This is a genomic window from Stenotrophomonas sp. STEN022, from assembly GCF_056760155.1.
Genome location: NZ_JBRREG010000022.1, coordinates 1 through 16621 on the forward strand (window position 1 = coordinate 1; position 16621 = coordinate 16621).

General features: G+C 62.5%; 12 protein-coding genes. 3 read left to right on the forward strand and 9 right to left on the reverse strand.

Features of this window, described 5'->3' with window-relative positions; all coding sequences use genetic code 11:
• Positions 1-130: 130 nt before the first annotated feature.
• From ACVOMF_RS06770 to ACVOMF_RS06790, 5 genes are read right to left on the reverse strand one after another with little or no spacing between them, the layout of a single operon-like run.
• On the reverse strand, positions 131-529 hold the full coding sequence (locus ACVOMF_RS06770) for a RidA family protein (RefSeq protein ID WP_481508577.1): 399 nt from the start codon (positions 527-529) through the stop codon (positions 131-133).
• 35 nt (positions 530-564) lie between these two features.
• The gene (locus ACVOMF_RS06775) at positions 565-2004 is read right to left on the reverse strand and encodes an N-acyl-D-amino-acid deacylase family protein (protein ID WP_481508578.1); all 1440 of its coding nucleotides are present in this window, start codon (positions 2002-2004) and stop codon (positions 565-567) included.
• A gap of 3 nt (positions 2005-2007) precedes the next feature.
• Complete coding sequence (locus tag ACVOMF_RS06780; RefSeq protein WP_481508579.1) at positions 2008-2883, reverse strand: MurR/RpiR family transcriptional regulator; 876 nt, start codon at positions 2881-2883, stop codon at positions 2008-2010.
• Between the two features lie 2 nt (positions 2884-2885).
• Complete coding sequence (locus ACVOMF_RS06785) at positions 2886-4241, reverse strand: GntT/GntP/DsdX family permease (protein ID WP_282267156.1); 1356 nt, start codon at positions 4239-4241, stop codon at positions 2886-2888.
• A 23-nt stretch (positions 4242-4264) separates the two neighbouring features.
• Positions 4265-5530: an amino acid deaminase gene (locus ACVOMF_RS06790; RefSeq protein WP_481508580.1), complete on the reverse strand. Its 1266-nt coding sequence runs from the start codon at positions 5528-5530 to the stop codon at positions 4265-4267.
• 723 nt (positions 5531-6253) lie between these two features.
• On the opposite strand from ACVOMF_RS06790, the gene ACVOMF_RS06795 reads away from it, so the two are divergent.
• The gene (locus ACVOMF_RS06795) at positions 6254-8545 is read left to right on the forward strand and encodes an NADP-dependent malic enzyme (RefSeq protein WP_481508581.1); all 2292 of its coding nucleotides are present in this window, start codon (positions 6254-6256) and stop codon (positions 8543-8545) included.
• Between the two features lie 239 nt (positions 8546-8784).
• Here the strand turns inward: ACVOMF_RS06795 and ACVOMF_RS06800 are convergent, their stop codons facing one another.
• Both ACVOMF_RS06800 and ACVOMF_RS06805 read right to left on the reverse strand, forming a co-directional pair.
• Positions 8785-9150: a helix-turn-helix transcriptional regulator gene (locus tag ACVOMF_RS06800; RefSeq protein WP_481508582.1), complete on the reverse strand. Its 366-nt coding sequence runs from the start codon at positions 9148-9150 to the stop codon at positions 8785-8787.
• A 93-nt stretch (positions 9151-9243) separates the two neighbouring features.
• On the reverse strand, positions 9244-9483 hold the full coding sequence (locus ACVOMF_RS06805; protein ID WP_481508583.1) for a hypothetical protein: 240 nt from the start codon (positions 9481-9483) through the stop codon (positions 9244-9246).
• Positions 9484-9549: 66 nt separating this feature from the next.
• On the opposite strand from ACVOMF_RS06805, the gene ACVOMF_RS06810 reads away from it, so the two are divergent.
• Together ACVOMF_RS06810 and ACVOMF_RS06815 are read left to right on the forward strand one after the other, a co-directional pair.
• On the forward strand, positions 9550-10701 hold the full coding sequence (locus ACVOMF_RS06810; protein WP_481508584.1) for an HlyD family secretion protein: 1152 nt from the start codon (positions 9550-9552) through the stop codon (positions 10699-10701).
• A 197-nt stretch (positions 10702-10898) separates the two neighbouring features.
• Complete coding sequence (locus ACVOMF_RS06815; RefSeq protein WP_481508585.1) at positions 10899-13643, forward strand: M16 family metallopeptidase; 2745 nt, start codon at positions 10899-10901, stop codon at positions 13641-13643.
• Positions 13644-14340: 697 nt separating this feature from the next.
• Here ACVOMF_RS06815 and ACVOMF_RS06820 read toward each other — a convergent pair.
• Entirely contained in the window at positions 14341-15210 is an 870-nt protein-coding gene (locus ACVOMF_RS06820; protein ID WP_481508586.1) for a hypothetical protein, read from the reverse strand.
• 395 nt (positions 15211-15605) lie between these two features.
• A complete protein-coding gene (locus tag ACVOMF_RS06825; protein ID WP_481508587.1) occupies positions 15606-16568 on the reverse strand; it encodes a hypothetical protein in 963 nt (320 codons plus the stop codon).
• Positions 16569-16621: the final 53 nt, after the last annotated feature.

Sequence of the window (16621 nt, forward strand, 5' to 3'; positions counted from 1 at the left end):
GGGGGTGTGGGGGGGGGGGGGGCCTCGGGCGCCCCCCCCCCGCGCCGCCTCGCCCCCCCCCCCCCCCCCCCCCCCCCCCCCCCCCCCCCCACTACAGCGAAGCGTGTCCCCGCCGAACGTTGCAGGCGGATCAGTCGCGCTGCGGACGCTTGTAGGCCACGCAATCCACTTCCACCTTGCAGTCCACCACCATGCGGCTTTCGACGCAGGCGCGGGCCGGCGGGTTTTCGCCGAAGTAATGCTTGAACACGCCATTGAAGGCGTAGAAGTCGCGGGCGTCGTCCAGCCACACGCCGCAGCGCACGACATGCTCGGGGCCGTAGCCGGCCTCGGCCAGGATCGCCAGTACGTTGCCGATCACCACATGCGACTGTTCGGTCACGGTGCCGGCGACCAGTTCGCCGTCGCGCATTGGTACCTGCCCGGACACGAACAGCCAGCCATCGGCTTCGACCGCGCGCGAGAACGGCATGTGCTGCTTGCCTTGGCCAACGCCGCCTTCGGCGCCATAGCGTTTGATGTCACTCATCGGTATTCCTTTGTAATGGGTACAGCGGTTGCAACTCAGGCTGCCGGGGCAGCCTCGGGGCAGACAAAGCGGCCGGCGCGGGCAACGACCTGCTTGCCGTCGTAGCTCAGGCAGCCGTTGACCCAGACCGCGCTGATGCCCTCGGCAGCGCGGATCGGGTCGTGGAAACTGGCGGTGTCGCGTACCCGTGCCGGGTCGAACAGCACAAGGTCGGCGCACCAGCCCGCACGGATGAAGCCGCGCGCGCCCATCGCGAAGCGCGACGCGGGCAGGCCGGTCATCTTGTGCACGGCGGTATGCAGCGGGAACAGCTGCTCATCACGGGCGTAATGGCCAAGCACACGCGGGAAGGTGCCCCATAGCCGCGGATGCGGGCGCGGATCACGTGGCAAGCCATCGGAGCCGATCATGGTCAGCGGATGGGCAAGGATCTGGCGTACATCGGCCTCGTCCATGCCGTGGTAGACCGCACCGGCCGGTTGCAGGCGAATTGCGGCATCCATCAGTGAGACATTCCAGTCGGCGGCGATCGCGGCCAGCAAGCGGCCACCTTGGCTGGGTTCGGGCTCGGACCAGGTGATCAGAATGTCGAAGGCGTCGGTGACCTGTTTCAAGTCCAGTGTCGAAGCGCTGGCAGCGTACGGATAACAGTCGCAGGCGACATCCTGGGTGGCCGAAGCGGCGTGCAGGCTGGCCAGCACTTCGCCACTGCGTCCCCAGTTATCGACACCGGCACACTTCAGGTGCGAGACGCGCACCGCTGCCTGCGGTGCACGAGCGGCATGGAAGGCTTCTTCCATTGCATCGAGGATGCCGCCGAATTCGTCGCGCAGGTGGGTGGCATACAGGCCATCGCGCGGCAGCTCTGCTGCCAGCGCATCCACTTCCGACGACGGGGCGCTGAAGGCCGATGCATAGGCCAGGCCGCTGCTCAGGCCGAGTGCGCCTTGGGCGAGGCTGTCACGCAGCTGCGTGCGCATCGCGTCGATCTCGTCGTCGCTGGCGGCACGGTCCAGCCGGTCCATGTGGTTCTGGCGCAGGGCAGTGTGGCCGACCAGCGCGGCGACGTTCACGGCAGGGCCGGCGAGGTCCACCGCCTTGCGGTAGCTGGCGAAATCCGCATAGCGGAAATCCTCGGCATCGCCGAGCAGGTTCATCGGGTCTGGCACCTGATCGCGGATCTGCACCGGACTGGCACTGATGCCGCAGTTGCCGACTACCACGGTGGTCACGCCCTGCGACAGCTTGCTGAGCATGTCCGGATTGCGAATAACTTCCAGGTCGTCATGGGTATGCACATCGATGAAGCCCGGTGCCAGGGCCAGGCCCTGCGCGTCTATGACATTGGCGGCCGCCGTGTCGCCAAGCTGGCCAACCGCGACGATGCGCCCGGCATAGATGGCCACATCACCCTGCACGCCAGCCTGGTCGCTGCCATCGAAGATCAGGGCATTGCGTATCAAGAAATCATGCATGGATCAGTCACCCAACGGCAGACGTGAATCACCGCCGCGATGGCGGTCCAGCGCCAGCTTGATACGGCGCAGGTGCTCGTGGTTGGCGTTGGCATCGCTGAGTGCGGTGGTGGTGGCGAGCACGTCGATCGCCAGCATCATCGCGTAGCGCGACGCTGAAGGTTTGAACACGAAATCCGTTTCCTCGATCTGGATCGGCAGCAGCCAGTCGCTGCGTTCGGCCAGGGCGGTGCCGGCCTGGGTGATGGCGCCGATGCGGGCGCCGTAGGTACGGGCGATATCGGCGGCGGAGACGATTTCCGGGGTGATACCGCTGACCGACAACACCAGCACCAGGTCTTCAGGGCCCAGCGTGGCGCCGATGATCTTCATCATCAGCGCGTCGCTGCAGGCCGAGACCGGGCGGCCGAAGCGCACCAGACGGCTCTGCAGTTCCTGCGCGAACACGGTGGAGCAACCGCCCAGGCCGAAGATGTGGATCATCCGCGCCTTGCACAGCGCGTCGGCCAGGCCCTGCACCACGTCCTCCTTCAGGTTGGCGATGTTGTGGCGCAGGCTTTCCTGGATGTCATCGCAGATCTGCGCGTACAGCGCGGACACTGGCGGTGCGTTCTGCTGCTCCAGGAAGCGCTTGCCGACCGCGCTGGCCGAGGCCAGGCGCGCGCGCAGTTCGCGGACATGCTCGCAGCCCAGTGCCTTGGCGAAGCGCGAAATGGCGGCCGCGCTTACTTCGGCGCGTTCGGCCAGCTCGCTGACGCCGTACTGCGCGGCGGCATCCACGTCGGCGAGGATGGCTGCAGCAATGCGCGCTTCCACCGGGCTGAACTCGTGCTGGCGCTGGCGCAGCTCATAGACGATATCGAACGTATTCTGCGACATGTTCAAAGCACCATGGAGAGGGCCATCACCAGCGAGAGGGCGATGACGGAAATAAGGGTTTCGAGCACCGTCCAGGTCTTGAAGGTCTGGGCGACAGTCATGTTGAAGTATTCCTTCACCAGCCAGAAGCCACCGTCATTGACATGTGACAGCACCACCGAGCCAGCGCCGGTGGCCAGCACCAGCAATTCGGGATGGGCATAGCCCATGGCAGCGGCAATCGGCGCGACGATGCCGGAGGCGGTGGTCATCGCTACGGTTGCCGAGCCGGTGGCGATACGCATCAGGGCGGCCATGGTCCAGCCCATCAACAGCGGTGACAGCTCGAAGCGCTGCGACAGGCCGATGATTTCCGCGGCAACGCCGGTATGCACGAGGATGCCATTGAGGCCGCCACCGGCACCGACCAGCAAGGTGATGGCGGCGGTAGGTGCCAGGCATTCCTGGGTGAACTTGAGGATCTGCTCACGGCTGAAGCCGCGCATCAGGCCCAGGGTGATGAAGCTCATCAGGGTCGCCAGCAGCAACGCCACCACCGAATGGCCGATGAAACGCAGGCCGTGGTTGAGCGCCGAGCCGGGCGTTGCGATCTGGTCGGCCCAGCCGCCCAGCAGCATCAGCACTACCGGCAGCAACAGGGTGGCCAGGGTGATGCCGAAGCTGGGCAGCTGCTCGTCGGGAATGCGGCCATGGCCTTCGTCCAGTAGCGCCGCTTCCATCGGGTTGTGCGCGGGCAGTTTGACCCGTGGCGCGACGAACTTGGCGAATACCGGGCCGGCGACAGCGGCGGTCGGCAAGCCGATCAACAGCGAATAGAACACCGTGCGGCCGACATCGGCGCCATAGGCATTCACCGCCAGCATCGCCGCCGGATGCGGCGGCACCAGGCCGTGCACCACCGACAAGCCGGCCACCATTGGCAGGCCGACCAGCAGCAGCGGTACGCCGGTGCGGCGGGCGACATTGAGCACGATCGGGATCAGCAGCACGAAGCCGACTTCGAAGAAGATCGGCAAGCCCACGCAGAAAGCGATCAGCATCATCGCCCAGTGCACGTTCTTGGTGCCGAAACGCGCGATCAAGGTGCGCGCGATGCGCTCGGCGCCGCCGGACTCGGCCATCATCTTGCCGAGCATGGTGCCCAGCGCGACGATCAATGCGATATGCCCCAGCGTCTTGCCGACACCTTGTTCATAGGCCGGCAGGATCTCCGGTGCCGGCATGCCGGCAAACAGCGCCAGGCCCACCGATACCAAGGTGACGCTGATGAAAGGGTTGAGTCGGAAGCGGGCGATCAGCACGATCAGTGCAAGGATCGACAGTGCGGCGTAGATCAACAGCAGATTACCGTCGGTCATGCGTACAGGCTCGATGGAAGCGGTTAGAACTGCGTGGAAACAGCACCGACAACGCGGTGCGCGTCATCGACCACCAGCAGGTGGCGCCATTTGTCGAAGGTCAGGCAGGGGTGGGAAATATCGAAACAGAGCATGTCGCCCACCTGCAGGTCATCGTCGGCCTGCAGTTCGAGGAAGGCGTGCTGGTCCATCATCGCAGTGACCTTCCAATGCGCGGCGGCGTTGCTCGGTGCCGCGTCGCCAGGGCGATAGTGCAGCGCAGGCACGGGGAAACCGGCATCGAAGGCTGCATCGCGCTTGCCCAGGCCGATGATGGCCTTGCCCGGTTCCGGCCGCGACTGCACGTAAGCCCATAGCCGCAGCGCCGGCTGCAGGCTGCTGCCCATCTCGCGCGCGACCGGATTGCTGGCGTGGATGCGCTCGGCGGCCTGCCGGTAGATGCCAACGTCATGGCTGAGATAGCAGCCCGGGCGCAGCACGATCTGCGCATCCGCATCATTGGCCAGCACGGAAAATTCCTCAGCGACCACATCGAACCACGCGGAACCGGCGCCGCTGAGGATGGCTGGTATCTGGCTGAAACCACCATTGGCACGGATCGCCTGCCACTGCGCAAGGCTGCGCTGCAGCATGGCGCGCACGCCGGGCTCATCGCCAGCGACACCTTCATAGACTTCCACGCCGACCAGCGCGACCGCATCCGGCCAACGCGCAATTTCGTCCAGCACGGCCTGCGCCTGGGCGTCATCGCGCACGCCGGTACGGCCACCAGCCAGGCCAATCTCCAGCAACACCTTGATCTGCTGCCCGCGCGCACTGAAGTAGCTGCCCAGCGCAGCTACATTGGCGGCAGAGTCCACCACGCAGGCGAACCAGAAGCCGGGATCGCGCTGCTGTAGGGAGGCAATCAGCTCGAAGTTGCCCTTGCCGACCAGCTGGTTGGCCAGCAGTACGCGCTGCACGCCCTCGGCATGGGCGGCAACGGTCTGTGGCGCGGTGGCCAGGGTGATGCCCCAGGCACCGGCATCAAGCTGCATGCGGAACAGGGTCGGGCTCATGGTGGTCTTGCCGTGCGGCGCCAGCTGGCAGCCATAGGCCTGCGCAAACTGACGCATCCACTGCAGGTTGTGCTGCAGCGCCGAGGCGCTGAGCACGGCGGCGGGCAGGCTCAGCTGCTCTGCAAGAATCGATGGCGCGGCTGCGGCAATCGATGCCGGGGTCCAGCGGCCACCACTGGGGAGCCCCTTGCCGCCTAGAACTGCTTCGGAATGAAAGTAATTTTCCTGCACGAATCCTGCCTCTTGCCGTGGTCACCCGGGATTATGGGTGGCTATTGGGGCGAAAGGTGGAGAATACGTGAAAATTATTTTCTTGTAAGCCTGATGCCTGTCAGTCCGAATCGAGCTGGGAGTCGGACGCTGGGGTTTGGAAGGGGCAGCAAGGCACGGCCGGCGAGTACGCCGGTGTAGCGCAGCGTCCGCCAGTGCAGTTCATCACGGCGCCGGCTGTCGGTCCAGTCCAGTCGGCTACCCCGCAACAGATCGGAGTGCTGCCGGCCCTCCGAAGATCCAGCGTAGTGCCGAGCCATGCTCGGCAGAGGCGTTACCGGCAATGCCCCAGCCGAGCATGGCTCGGCTCTACAGTGAAGGTTCTTCGGCAATGCCTCAGCCGAGCATGGCTCGGCTCTACAGTGAAAGGTTCTTCGGCAATGTCCCAGCCGAGCATGGCTCGGCTCTACAGTGGAAGGTTGTTCGACAATGCCCCAGCCGGGCATCGCCCGGCTCTACAAGCGCAGTTGTGCTCTTTGTGGTTGCGTGCGGGCAGGCGGTGCCGCGAGTTTTCAGGCGTCCCGGGCTTGTCATCGTCAGGGTGGAAACTTGCGGAGCTGCAGGCGCGCTGGGTGCTCGGAATTGTGCGGTTGCAGCATGACTGCGACAGCATAGCGACAGGTCCAACTGCCTTAACGGCGTTATCATCTCCCGTCCTTCTTGCCCATTAGCGCTCACAACTCGATGTCCAACGAAGATTTCAAGCAGGCCGCCCTCGAATATCACCGGATGTCGCCGCCCGGCAAGATCAAGGTGGTGGCTACCAAGCCCATGTTGACCCAGCGTGACCTGTCGCTGGCGTATTCGCCGGGTGTGGCCCATGCCTGCGAAGCGATCATGGAAGACCCGGCCATGGCCAGCGAGATGACCGCGCGCGGCAATCTGGTCGGCGTGATCACCAACGGCACTGCGGTGCTGGGCCTGGGCAACATCGGCCCGCTGGCCGGCAAGCCGGTGATGGAAGGCAAGGGTGTGCTGTTCCAGAAGTTCGCCGGCATCGATGTGTTCGACATCGAAGTCAACGAGAACGACCCGGACAAGCTGGTCGAGATCATCGCCTCGCTGGAGCCGACCTTCGGCGGCATCAACCTGGAAGACATCAAGGCACCGGAGTGCTTCGTCGTCGAGCGCAAGCTGCGCGAGCGGATGAACATCCCGGTGTTCCATGACGACCAGCACGGCACCGCGATCATCGTCGGTGCGGCTGTCCTCAACGCCATGGTGATCACCGGCAAGAAGATCGAAGAGGTCAAGCTGGCCACCACCGGCATGGGCGCTGCGGGTATCTCCTGCGTCAACATGCTGGTTTCGTTGGGTTTGAAGCCGGAAAACATCCTGGCCTATGACCGCGATGGGGTTATCCACACCGGCCGTACCGATCTGGACCCGGAAAAGGCCCGCTACGCCCGCGATACCGACAAGCGCACGCTGGCCGAGATCGTCGATGGCGCGGACATCTTCCTGGGCCTGTCGGCTGGCGGCATCCTCAGCAAGGACATGGTCGCCAGCATGGCGCGTGACCCGGTGATCTTCGCCCTGGCCAATCCCTATCCGGAAATCCTGCCGGAAGACGCCAATTCGGTGCGTTCGGACATCATCATGGGTACCGGCCGTTCGGACTACCCGAACCAGGTCAACAACGCGCTGTGCTTCCCGTACCTGTTCCGCGGTGCGCTGGATGTTGGCGCTACCACCATCAACGAAGAAATGAAGGTCGCCTGCGTGCGCGCGATTGCTGCGCTGGCCCGCAAGGAAGCTTCTGATCTTGGCGCCGCCTATGGCGGTGACGTGCCCAGCTTCGGCCGCGACTATGTGATCCCGCGTCCGTTCGATCGCCGCCTGCTGGTTGAGCTGTCGGCCGCCGTGGCCCAGGCCGCCATGGATTCGGGCGTTGCTACCCGCCCGATCGCCGACATGGGTGCTTACCGCGACAAACTGGCCCAGTTCGTCTACCGCACCAGTCTGTTCATGAAGCCGGTCTATGACCGTGCACGTTCGGACAAGCAGCGCGTGGTTTATGCCGAGGGCGAAGAAGAAGTGGTGCTGCAGGCGGTGCAGAACGTGATCGACGAAGGTGTTGCCTTCCCGATCCTGATCGGCCGTCCGGACGTGATCGAGGCCCGCATCGAGCGGCTGGCGCTGCGCATGCGTGCCGGTGTCGATTTCGAAATCACCAACATCAATGACGACCCCCGCTTCAACGAATACTGGCAGTACTACCACGAGATGACCGGCCGCAAGGGCGTCACCGTGGCCGCGGCCAAGAACCTGATGCGTTCGCGTCCAACCCTGATCGCGGCGGTGATGGTTGCCCGCGGTGAGGCCGATGCGATGTTGTCGGGCCTGGTTGGCCGCTTCCACAAGAAGCTGGGCTATGTGCGAAGCGTGATTCCGCTGGAGGCCAAGGTCAGCTCGACCTCGGCGATGACCGGCGTGATCAACAACCAGGGCGTGTTCTTCTTCGTCGACACGCACGTGCAGGAAGATCCCAGCGTCGAGCAGATCGTCGAATCCACGCTGCAGGCGGCGTTCCGCATGAAGCTGTTCGGTATCGAACCGAAGATCGCATTGCTGTCGCATTCGAACTTCGGCAGTCACGATTCCAAGGACGCGCTGAAAATGCGTCAGGTGCGCGAAGCGCTGCTCAAGCGCAACCCGCGCTTGAATGTGGACGGCGAGATGCAGGGCGACACCGCATGGGATGAGGCACTGCGCGAAAAGCTGCTGCCAAACAGCACGCTCAAGGGCCGTGCCAACCTGTTCGTGCTGCCCAATCTGGAAGCGGCCAACATCGCCTACAACCTGGTGCGCGTGTTCACCAATGGCGTGGCGATCGGCCCGATCCTGATGGGCATGACCAAGCCGGTGCACATCCTCACCAGCAGTGCCAGCTCGCGCCGCGTGCTGAACATGACCGCGATTGCCGCGGTCGATGCGCAGATCCGCAAGCAGATGGAAGCCGACCGCGCGGGTTGATTACCAACCCGCATGCGTCAAAGCAGAGCCGGCCTTGTGCCGGCTTTTCTTTGGCAGCTGATGCAGGAGTTGCCGACTTTTGTGGGAGCTGTGCCAGCCGCGAAGCGGGCGCCCAGTCAGAAGCAAGAATTGCCTTGATACATCCGGGATGCCAGCTCCACGGTTTACACCGCTCCCACAAGAAGTGGCATGCCTATCGGAAAGGCGGCGCCGATTGAACCCTCGGTCGCCGCCGAAGATCAGAACTGTGGAATCTTCTGCGCCTCCACTATCTGCAATACCAGTTTGCGGGTGGCTGCGCGGCAGGATCGATACGCGAGCAACAGCCTCCGCTCCGATGGATCGTCCACCAGCTCTGCATTCTCGCTGGGTATTGCAGCAGAGGTCGCTTCCAGTTCACCTCGTCCCGTTGCCAGCCATTCAAACGAAACGTCGGTCACCAACGCAATGGTGATCAAACGCATCGTGCTGGGCGATATGCCTGTCGGACTTTCCCAGTTTCCCACCGCGCTACGACTTACTTTCAGTTGGCCTGCCAACTCCGCCTGCGTCATCTTCATCTTTCTCCGCGCCTTGCGGATACGGATTCCCAGATGGTCATGCATAAATTTCTCCTCGAGCGTTGACCATGAGAGCCGACTAAAAGCCTAAGCCATTGCGAGCTTGCGCAGTCGGCAAAGACTTATTGTCAATGTTCATTACGTCCGTGGATTATCGGAACGAAACTCGTCATCGATATTGACGATTTTTGCCAATGTAAATTGCACCCTCTGTTCTCGCGGCTCGATGCCGTTAGGCTGCAGCGGAGGCAGTAATTCATGATGGATAGTCGTTGGTGCAACGCTGACACATTGATGAGTTTTTTTCTTAGGCGTTGAGCTCTTGGTGCATGCGTGGCGCAAACAGAATCGAATGAAAAACTGCAGGCTGTCGATCATCGTTGGTGGTCATGTATGGAATTGAAGCGGCCCGCAAAACTGTGCCTGTATTCAGGGGGTACATTCGTGCTGTTGGTTGTCGTGGCGATGGCACTGGTCATTCGCGGCGGCAACGAAGCCGCTGTGGTGGGTGGCAGGCTGGTTCCGGTGCAGGGAATGGCAACGGTGTTGGCGCCAGTGGGTGGTGTTGTGCGTTGGCTGGATGCTGACGATGGCAAGCGTGTGGTCGAAGGCGATGCGCTGGCCTTGGTCGCCACGCCGCGCGCGATGCCCGAACTCGGTGACGCCAACCTGGCCTTGGAACATGGCCTGCAGCAGAAGCAGGACAGCTTCGTACTGGCGCGCGATGCGCTCAAGGAGCAGTTGGCGGCACAGGCCACCGGCTTGCATGAGCAGATGCAGGCAGCCCGCGCCGAGGCACAGCAGATCGCACTGGAGATCGCCACGCGGCGAGAACAGATACGGGTCGCCGGCGATGTGCTGACGCGGCGGCGAGGGTTTGAATCAGCGTCCGCCGCTGGCCTTGCAGCAGCAGAACAGCAGGAGGCGCTGGTGTTGGAGTACACCGTGCAGCTGCAATCGCTGCGCCGGCAGCAGGCCGCAACCCAGCGCCTGATCGCGCAGCTGAAACAAGCCATGCAGGAGTTGCCGGGGCGGCAGAAGGCCAACGATGCCACTTATGCGGAGCATCTGGCGCAGTTGCGCCTGGATCAGGTTGAGAACGAAGCCAGTGCTGCGTTGCTGGTAAAAGCGCCGGTAGATGGTGTGGTGGTCGCACGGATGGTCAAGCCAGGGCAGTCGGTGCATTTGGGCCAGCCGCTGCTCAGCGTATTGCCGGGTGATGGCCGGCTCGAGGCCGAGCTGATGGTGCCGGGGCGCGCGATCGGTGCAATGGCGCCTGGCGACAGGGTGGTGCTGCGCTATCAGGCATTTCCGCATCAGAAGTTCGGTGCCCAGCACGGCACCATCGCGCACATCAGCCGGACCGCGGTGGATAGTGAAGAGGCCAGCTTCGCACCGGAACTACCGGCGATGAAGGAGGCCTTCTATCGCGTTACCGTCGAGTTGGCCAACCAGACCATTGTGGCCCATGGCCGCTTGGAGCCGCTCAAGCCGGGCATGATGCTGGATGCGCAGGTTACCGGCGAGCGCGAGCCGCTGAGTGATCGCTTGCTGCAGCCCATGTATTCGTTCGGGGGCTGGCTGGGCGGGCGCTGATGGCTGGTGGTTGCCGCCGTTGCAGAATCGCCTCAGTTGGATGCATGCGGATGCTGGACTGGCTGCGCCGGCACACAGGCTTGTCAGCTTTTGCGATGATTGGCGTTGCTGCCTGGCTGCACTCGATGCGACATCGAGGATGCCGCGCGCATGGATTTGTGCGTTGATCTAAAACCAACGAGGACTGGATTCCGATGATGAAGCTTTCGTTTTGTGGCTTGGCTGTAGCGCTTTCGTTGGCATTGACGCCACTGGCGCAGGCAAAGCCGGGCGTGGCGACCACGCCTGGCAGTGTGCAGGCAGGTCCCTGCGTCGAGGGTGTGTGTGAGTACCGCCTGCAGAATGGCCTGCGCGTGCTGCTATTCGCCGATGCCAGCAAGCCAACCGTTACCGTCAATCTGGTCTACGGCGTGGGCTCGCTGCATGAGAACTACGGCGAGACCGGCATGGCACATCTGCTTGAGCACCTGATGTTCAAGGGCACGCCAAAGCACCCGGACATCCCCGCTGAAATGCAACGGCGCGGGGTCAGCAAGAACGCGACCACATCGCTGGATCGCACCAATTATTTCGCCTCGTTCCCGGCCAATGACGACACTTTGGACTGGTTGCTGGGGCTGGAAGCTGACCGCATGCTCAACTCCAAGGTGGCCAAGGCTGACCTGGACAGCGAGATGACGGTTGTCCGCAACGAAATGGAAGCCGGCGATAACAGCCCGATCGGCGTGCTGATGAAGCGCATGCGCTCGGTGGCTTTTGATTGGCACAACTACGCCAACATGCCGATCGGGGCGCGCTCGGACGTGGAGAACGTGCCGATCGGGAATCTGCAGGCGTTCTATCGCACCTGGTATCAGCCGGACAACGCCTTGTTGATCGTGGCTGGCCGCATCGACAGCGAACAGGTGCTGGCGCGCGTTGCCGCGCATTTTGCGCCGCTGAAGAAGCCCGCGCGGGCCATGCCCACATTCCATACCGTGGAACCAGTGCAGGACGGTGAGCGGGAAGTCACCGTGCGCCGTAGTAGCGATTTGTCCTTGATTGCCGCCAGCTACCACGTGCCGGCGCTGGCACAGGCTGATAGCGCGCCGCTGGCAGTGTTGGGCAATGTGTTGGGGGACAACCCCAATGGCCGCCTTTACAAGGCGATGATGGAAACCAAGCTGGCGGCCTTTGCCGGCGCCAGCAGCGAAACCCTGCATGATCCGGGTTTGTTCACCCTGGTGTCGGTGCTGCCCAAGGACGGCGATCCGGGCAAGGTGGAGGCAGAGTTGCTGAAGCAGGCAGAAGCGATCGCTGTGGCACCGGTCACCGAGGCGGAAGTGAGCGCTGCCAGACAGCGTATCGACAACGCCATCGACAAGCGTGCCAGCGACGTCAACGCGATGGCGATGGCCTTGTCCGAGTACCAGGCCGCCGGTGATTGGCGTTTGTTGTTCGTGCAGCGCGACGCGATAGAGAGAGTGACTGCTGCCGATGTGAATCGCGTCGCGGCGGCCTATCTGAAGCCGCAGAACCGTACCTTGGGCCGCTTCGTGCCTACCGCCGTGCCGGACCGCGCGGTGATTCCGGCAGCACCTCCAATTGCAACACTGGTGGATGGCTACAAGGGCCGTGCTGCGGTCAGCGCAGGGGAAGCGTTTGATCCCAGCGTTGAAAATATTGCAGCGCGTACCGAGAGTTTTGTCATCGGTGACGGTCTACGGGTTTCATTGCTGCCCAAGCGTAATCGCGGGCAGACGGTGACGTTGACTGCCACGTTCCGCTTCGCCGATGAGCAGGCCATTACCGGGCGCAGCGAGGCCGGTAGCTGGGTGGGACCGATGCTGATGGCGGGCAGCAAGCGTCTGGATCGTGGCCAGATCGCGGCCCGCTTTGATGCGCTCAATACCCAGGCGCAGGTGAGTGGCGGTATGCAAGGTGCCAGCATCGGCCTCAACGGAAAGCGCGAGAACCTGATCGAAGCCCTGCGGCTGGCAGCCGACGTGCTGCGCAACCCCGCATTCCCGCAGGCCGAGTTCGAGCAGCTACGGCTGCAGGCGATCACTGGGCTGGAGTTCCAGCGCAAGGAGCCGGGCACCTTGGCGTCGCTGGCACTGAGCCAGTACTTCGATCCGTGGCCGATCGGGCACCCGCTGCACGTGCAATCGATCGATGAGTCGCTGGCACGGCTGAAAGCGCTCAAGCTGGAGGACGTGCGTGCCTATCATCAGGACTTCTACGGGACCGCCGTAGGGGAGATCGCGGTGGTGGGCGATTTCGATCCGGTGGCATTGAAGGCCGAATTGCAGTCCTTGTTTGCCGACTGGAAGTCGCCCAAGACCTACGCGCCGATCAGCACCCATTACCGGGATGTGGCCGCCACGCACGAACGTTTCGTCACCCCGGACAAGCCCAATGCGGTGCTGCTGGCACGGCAGAACATCTCGATCAACCTGGCCGATGCGGACTTCCCTGCGCTGAACATCGCCGTTGCCATCCTCGGTGGCGATCCGCTCAAGGCGCGTCTGGGCGAGCGCATCCGGCAGAAGGACGGCCTGAGTTACAACGTCGGCGCCGGGCTGAGTGCCGATGAAAGTCGCGTAGGCCGCGATGACAACGGCAGCCTGAGCATCCAGGCGATCGCCGCACCGGAAAACATGGGCAAGCTGGAGACCGCGCTGCGTGAGGAGCTGGCCCGGTTGGTTGCCGACGGCATCAGCGTGGAGGAGCTGCGCAGCGCGGTGGCCGAAAAGAAGGTGGCACGTGAACAGTCACGGGCGGCCGATGGCGCCATCGCCGGACTGTTGAGTGACCATCTGTACTACGGCCGCGACATGAGCTTTGAAGCGCAACGTGATGCTGCCTACCAGGCGCTGACGGTGGAGCAGGTCAATGCTGCCATCCGCAAGCACCTCAAGCCGGAGCGGCTGAGTGTGTTTGTCGCCGGTGACTTCAAGTAACGGCGGCTTCAAGTAGCCAGCCAACGGGGCGGCCGGTTGCCGCCCCGTTGCTGACAGCCATCAATGTTACCCAGGGCTGCTGGCCGGCCACCGCGGCGGTTGTGATCGTTTTGGGCTTCTTTTGCATTCTTCTTCTGGTGCAAAACCCAGCAAAATCAATGCGTTAGACTCAACCCCCTTACCTTACCTTCTCATGGAATCCGGCCCCGAAACACGGGACAAATGATGGGGCAGATTTCATGGCAAGACCTATCCACCGCCTGAGCGCCAGAGCGGTTCAGATCCTGACGAAGAAAGGTTACCACCCTGACGGTGCCGGCCTGTATCTGTTGGTGGGCCCCACTAGCGCCAAGTCCTGGGTGCTTCGATACCAGAACGCCAGCGCCGCCGCGAGAGGGGATTGCGGTCCGCCTCCCTCGTCAGCGTGGCTGAAGCGCGTCAGGCAGCCATGGCACAGTGCCGGATGCTCGTTGCCGACGAGGACCCGATTTCCACCCGCCGCGCCTCCCGGGCTGCAGGCGCCACCTTCGGTGATGCCGCGGACGCCTACATTGAATCTCACAGGACAGGCTGGAAGAACGACGCGCAGGCTGCCTAGTGGACCCGGTCCCTGAAGGACTACGGTCCCGCCCGCTCGTCCAAACCGATTGGTGACCAACGACGCGCCATTCGACCAGGACGAGGGTGGGCCACTGCGCTAGAACTTCCGATACTGGTCTGCGCTCAAGCCAGTGGTGCTTTGATATGTGATTGCGGACAACAGGCGCGTGCCTGTCGCGTCTTGCGCTTCTATCACAACGTAGTACATCGTGCTGTCCGCCACCACGGATCGCGTTAGCGGGACATTGGTTGGCGTCATTGACGACGAGCCCGGCACGATGCTGGCGTCATCCACTGCAAGCATGGCGCTGGCGATCAACACGTCACCGGTAAAGCCAGGCGCCTGCGCTTCCCAGGTTGCACCTAGGTGCCGAGCGTAGAACCAGGCGGTTACCTGCACGGTTCCAACGTCGTCGATGAGCGGGATAGTGACGCCGTCGACGGCCTTGCCTGTTGGAATGTCCTCCCCGCCAATTACACCGGTGGCCCAAGTGCAGTGCCCGTTGGCAATAGCGAACTCCAACTCGCCCGGAACACCAGCTACAGAGACGGGCGCACGAGAAATTACGAGGTTGATCGCCTCCTCGAAGGACTCAAGCGCGCTGGCGGGTGCGGCTAGGTCCGAAGATAGCACAAGGGTGGCAGCACCAATGCTCATAGCCATTGCTGAGCCTGCGCCAAGTTTTCTCCAGAATCCATAACTTGGCGAGGAACGGTAGTAACCCATGCGACGCTGCGACATACCAACTGCATTGAAGTAGCCCATTCCAAGTGCGATGGGTGTGTCTGCAGACGTGCGCGCATCAACAGTAATCAAGTGAGTGAACTTGGCATCAGCGACCAAGACCGGAATGGGCACCCACACCGTTGCAGCTACGCCAACAATCAGGTCAGTTTCGGCAATCGGAACGCTTCGCGTCGCAATGAGCAGATCACCGGCCAAGCTGGGGTCGGTACGATCCTGCATGGTGCTGGACAGCTGGCGGCGCCATACCTCCACATTCAAGTGGCTGGTGCCCGTCACCGCAGCCGGCTGGCTCCAGCGCTGATATGGGTCAGGCGAGAGTGGACAGGCATGGAAGAACCGCTCACCGCCGCTTCCTGGTGCCAACCCAGTCATGGCGGGTTGGAGCAGTACGGCAGCAAACGCTTCACAGCGTGCGACGGGCGTTGCGGTGCGGCGATGATCGGAGTTGAAACAAGAAAGCCCGGCTCTTGGCCGAGCTTGGCCTCACGTTGTTAGGAATATAGAGGCAAACGTGCGCAGGCGTCACCCGCGCACTACGGGGCAGTCGGCGGCAGACCTAGCTTGAGCCACGCTCTGGCACTTCTTGCCGAATCGCCTTCACGACAACAGAAGTCCTATGGTGCCAAGTCTGCCGACGCATAGCACTGCACCGGAGAATCGACATTGATGGGGGCTTGTCCAGAGAAGTCTCGCCTGAAAGCTTCTGCCGCCCACCGATCTGCATCAGCAATCTCGGCCGGGGAAAGAATTTCCTTCTTTTCGAAGTCAGAAAGGTAGCTTTCAAGGCGTGCGCGTTGTTCAGGAATAGCCCGCAGCGATGCCAAACGAGCAGCACGCCGAGTCAGAAGTGGATCATCCTTCGCCAGGTCATCTATGGGCGACGGGTGCACTGGAGGAGATGCGACATATCTGAAGAGAGCCCGAGCCGCCACACGTGGATCGGCACGTTCCAAGGCCTTCTGACTGAAAGCCGGCGCATACTTTAGATACCGGTTCAACTGAGACTCGGATTCCGCACTTGAATTAACCCCAGGAGTATCCCAAGGCGTTGGGCCGGCCAAAACAAAGCAAGCCTCCGCGTCGTGATTGCCTTGTAGCGCTGCCTCGAAGAGGGCACTGTTGAAGGCTGCGGCCAACCGCTTTTGGTCCGAGCCGTCGCAGAAGTCCTTCATCCGCTGTACAACCAATGCACTTCTGGCGGATGAAGCATCCATTCGCTTCAACGCCTCAGGAGTCAGGCTGGAGAGGTTGTTCCACTGCTCGTCACTCAGCATGTCCCTGACATCACCAAGCACCGTGTGGTAGACAAGACAATCGTTAGCCTCCTTGAAGGTAGCGACGACGGAGTCCAGGTCTTTTTTGCTCCCTGTTACAGTCCAACGACGTGACCATTCACTGGAATCTACGCTGTCAGCAACAGCGGCTCCATCATCTTTACTGCCGGAAGCCCCGCCGCTCTCATTTGATACGACATCAGGTGAAACAACCGCCTCTTTATCTTGCTTCTTCCACAGCCATACACCAATAGCCACAACGGCAACCGCGAGCAACCCTGCGCAGATCTTCTTGTACTGCATGTTTCGGACCTCAAGGATTCAATGGAAATAGTGCCACTTCCAGGCTAACTAGT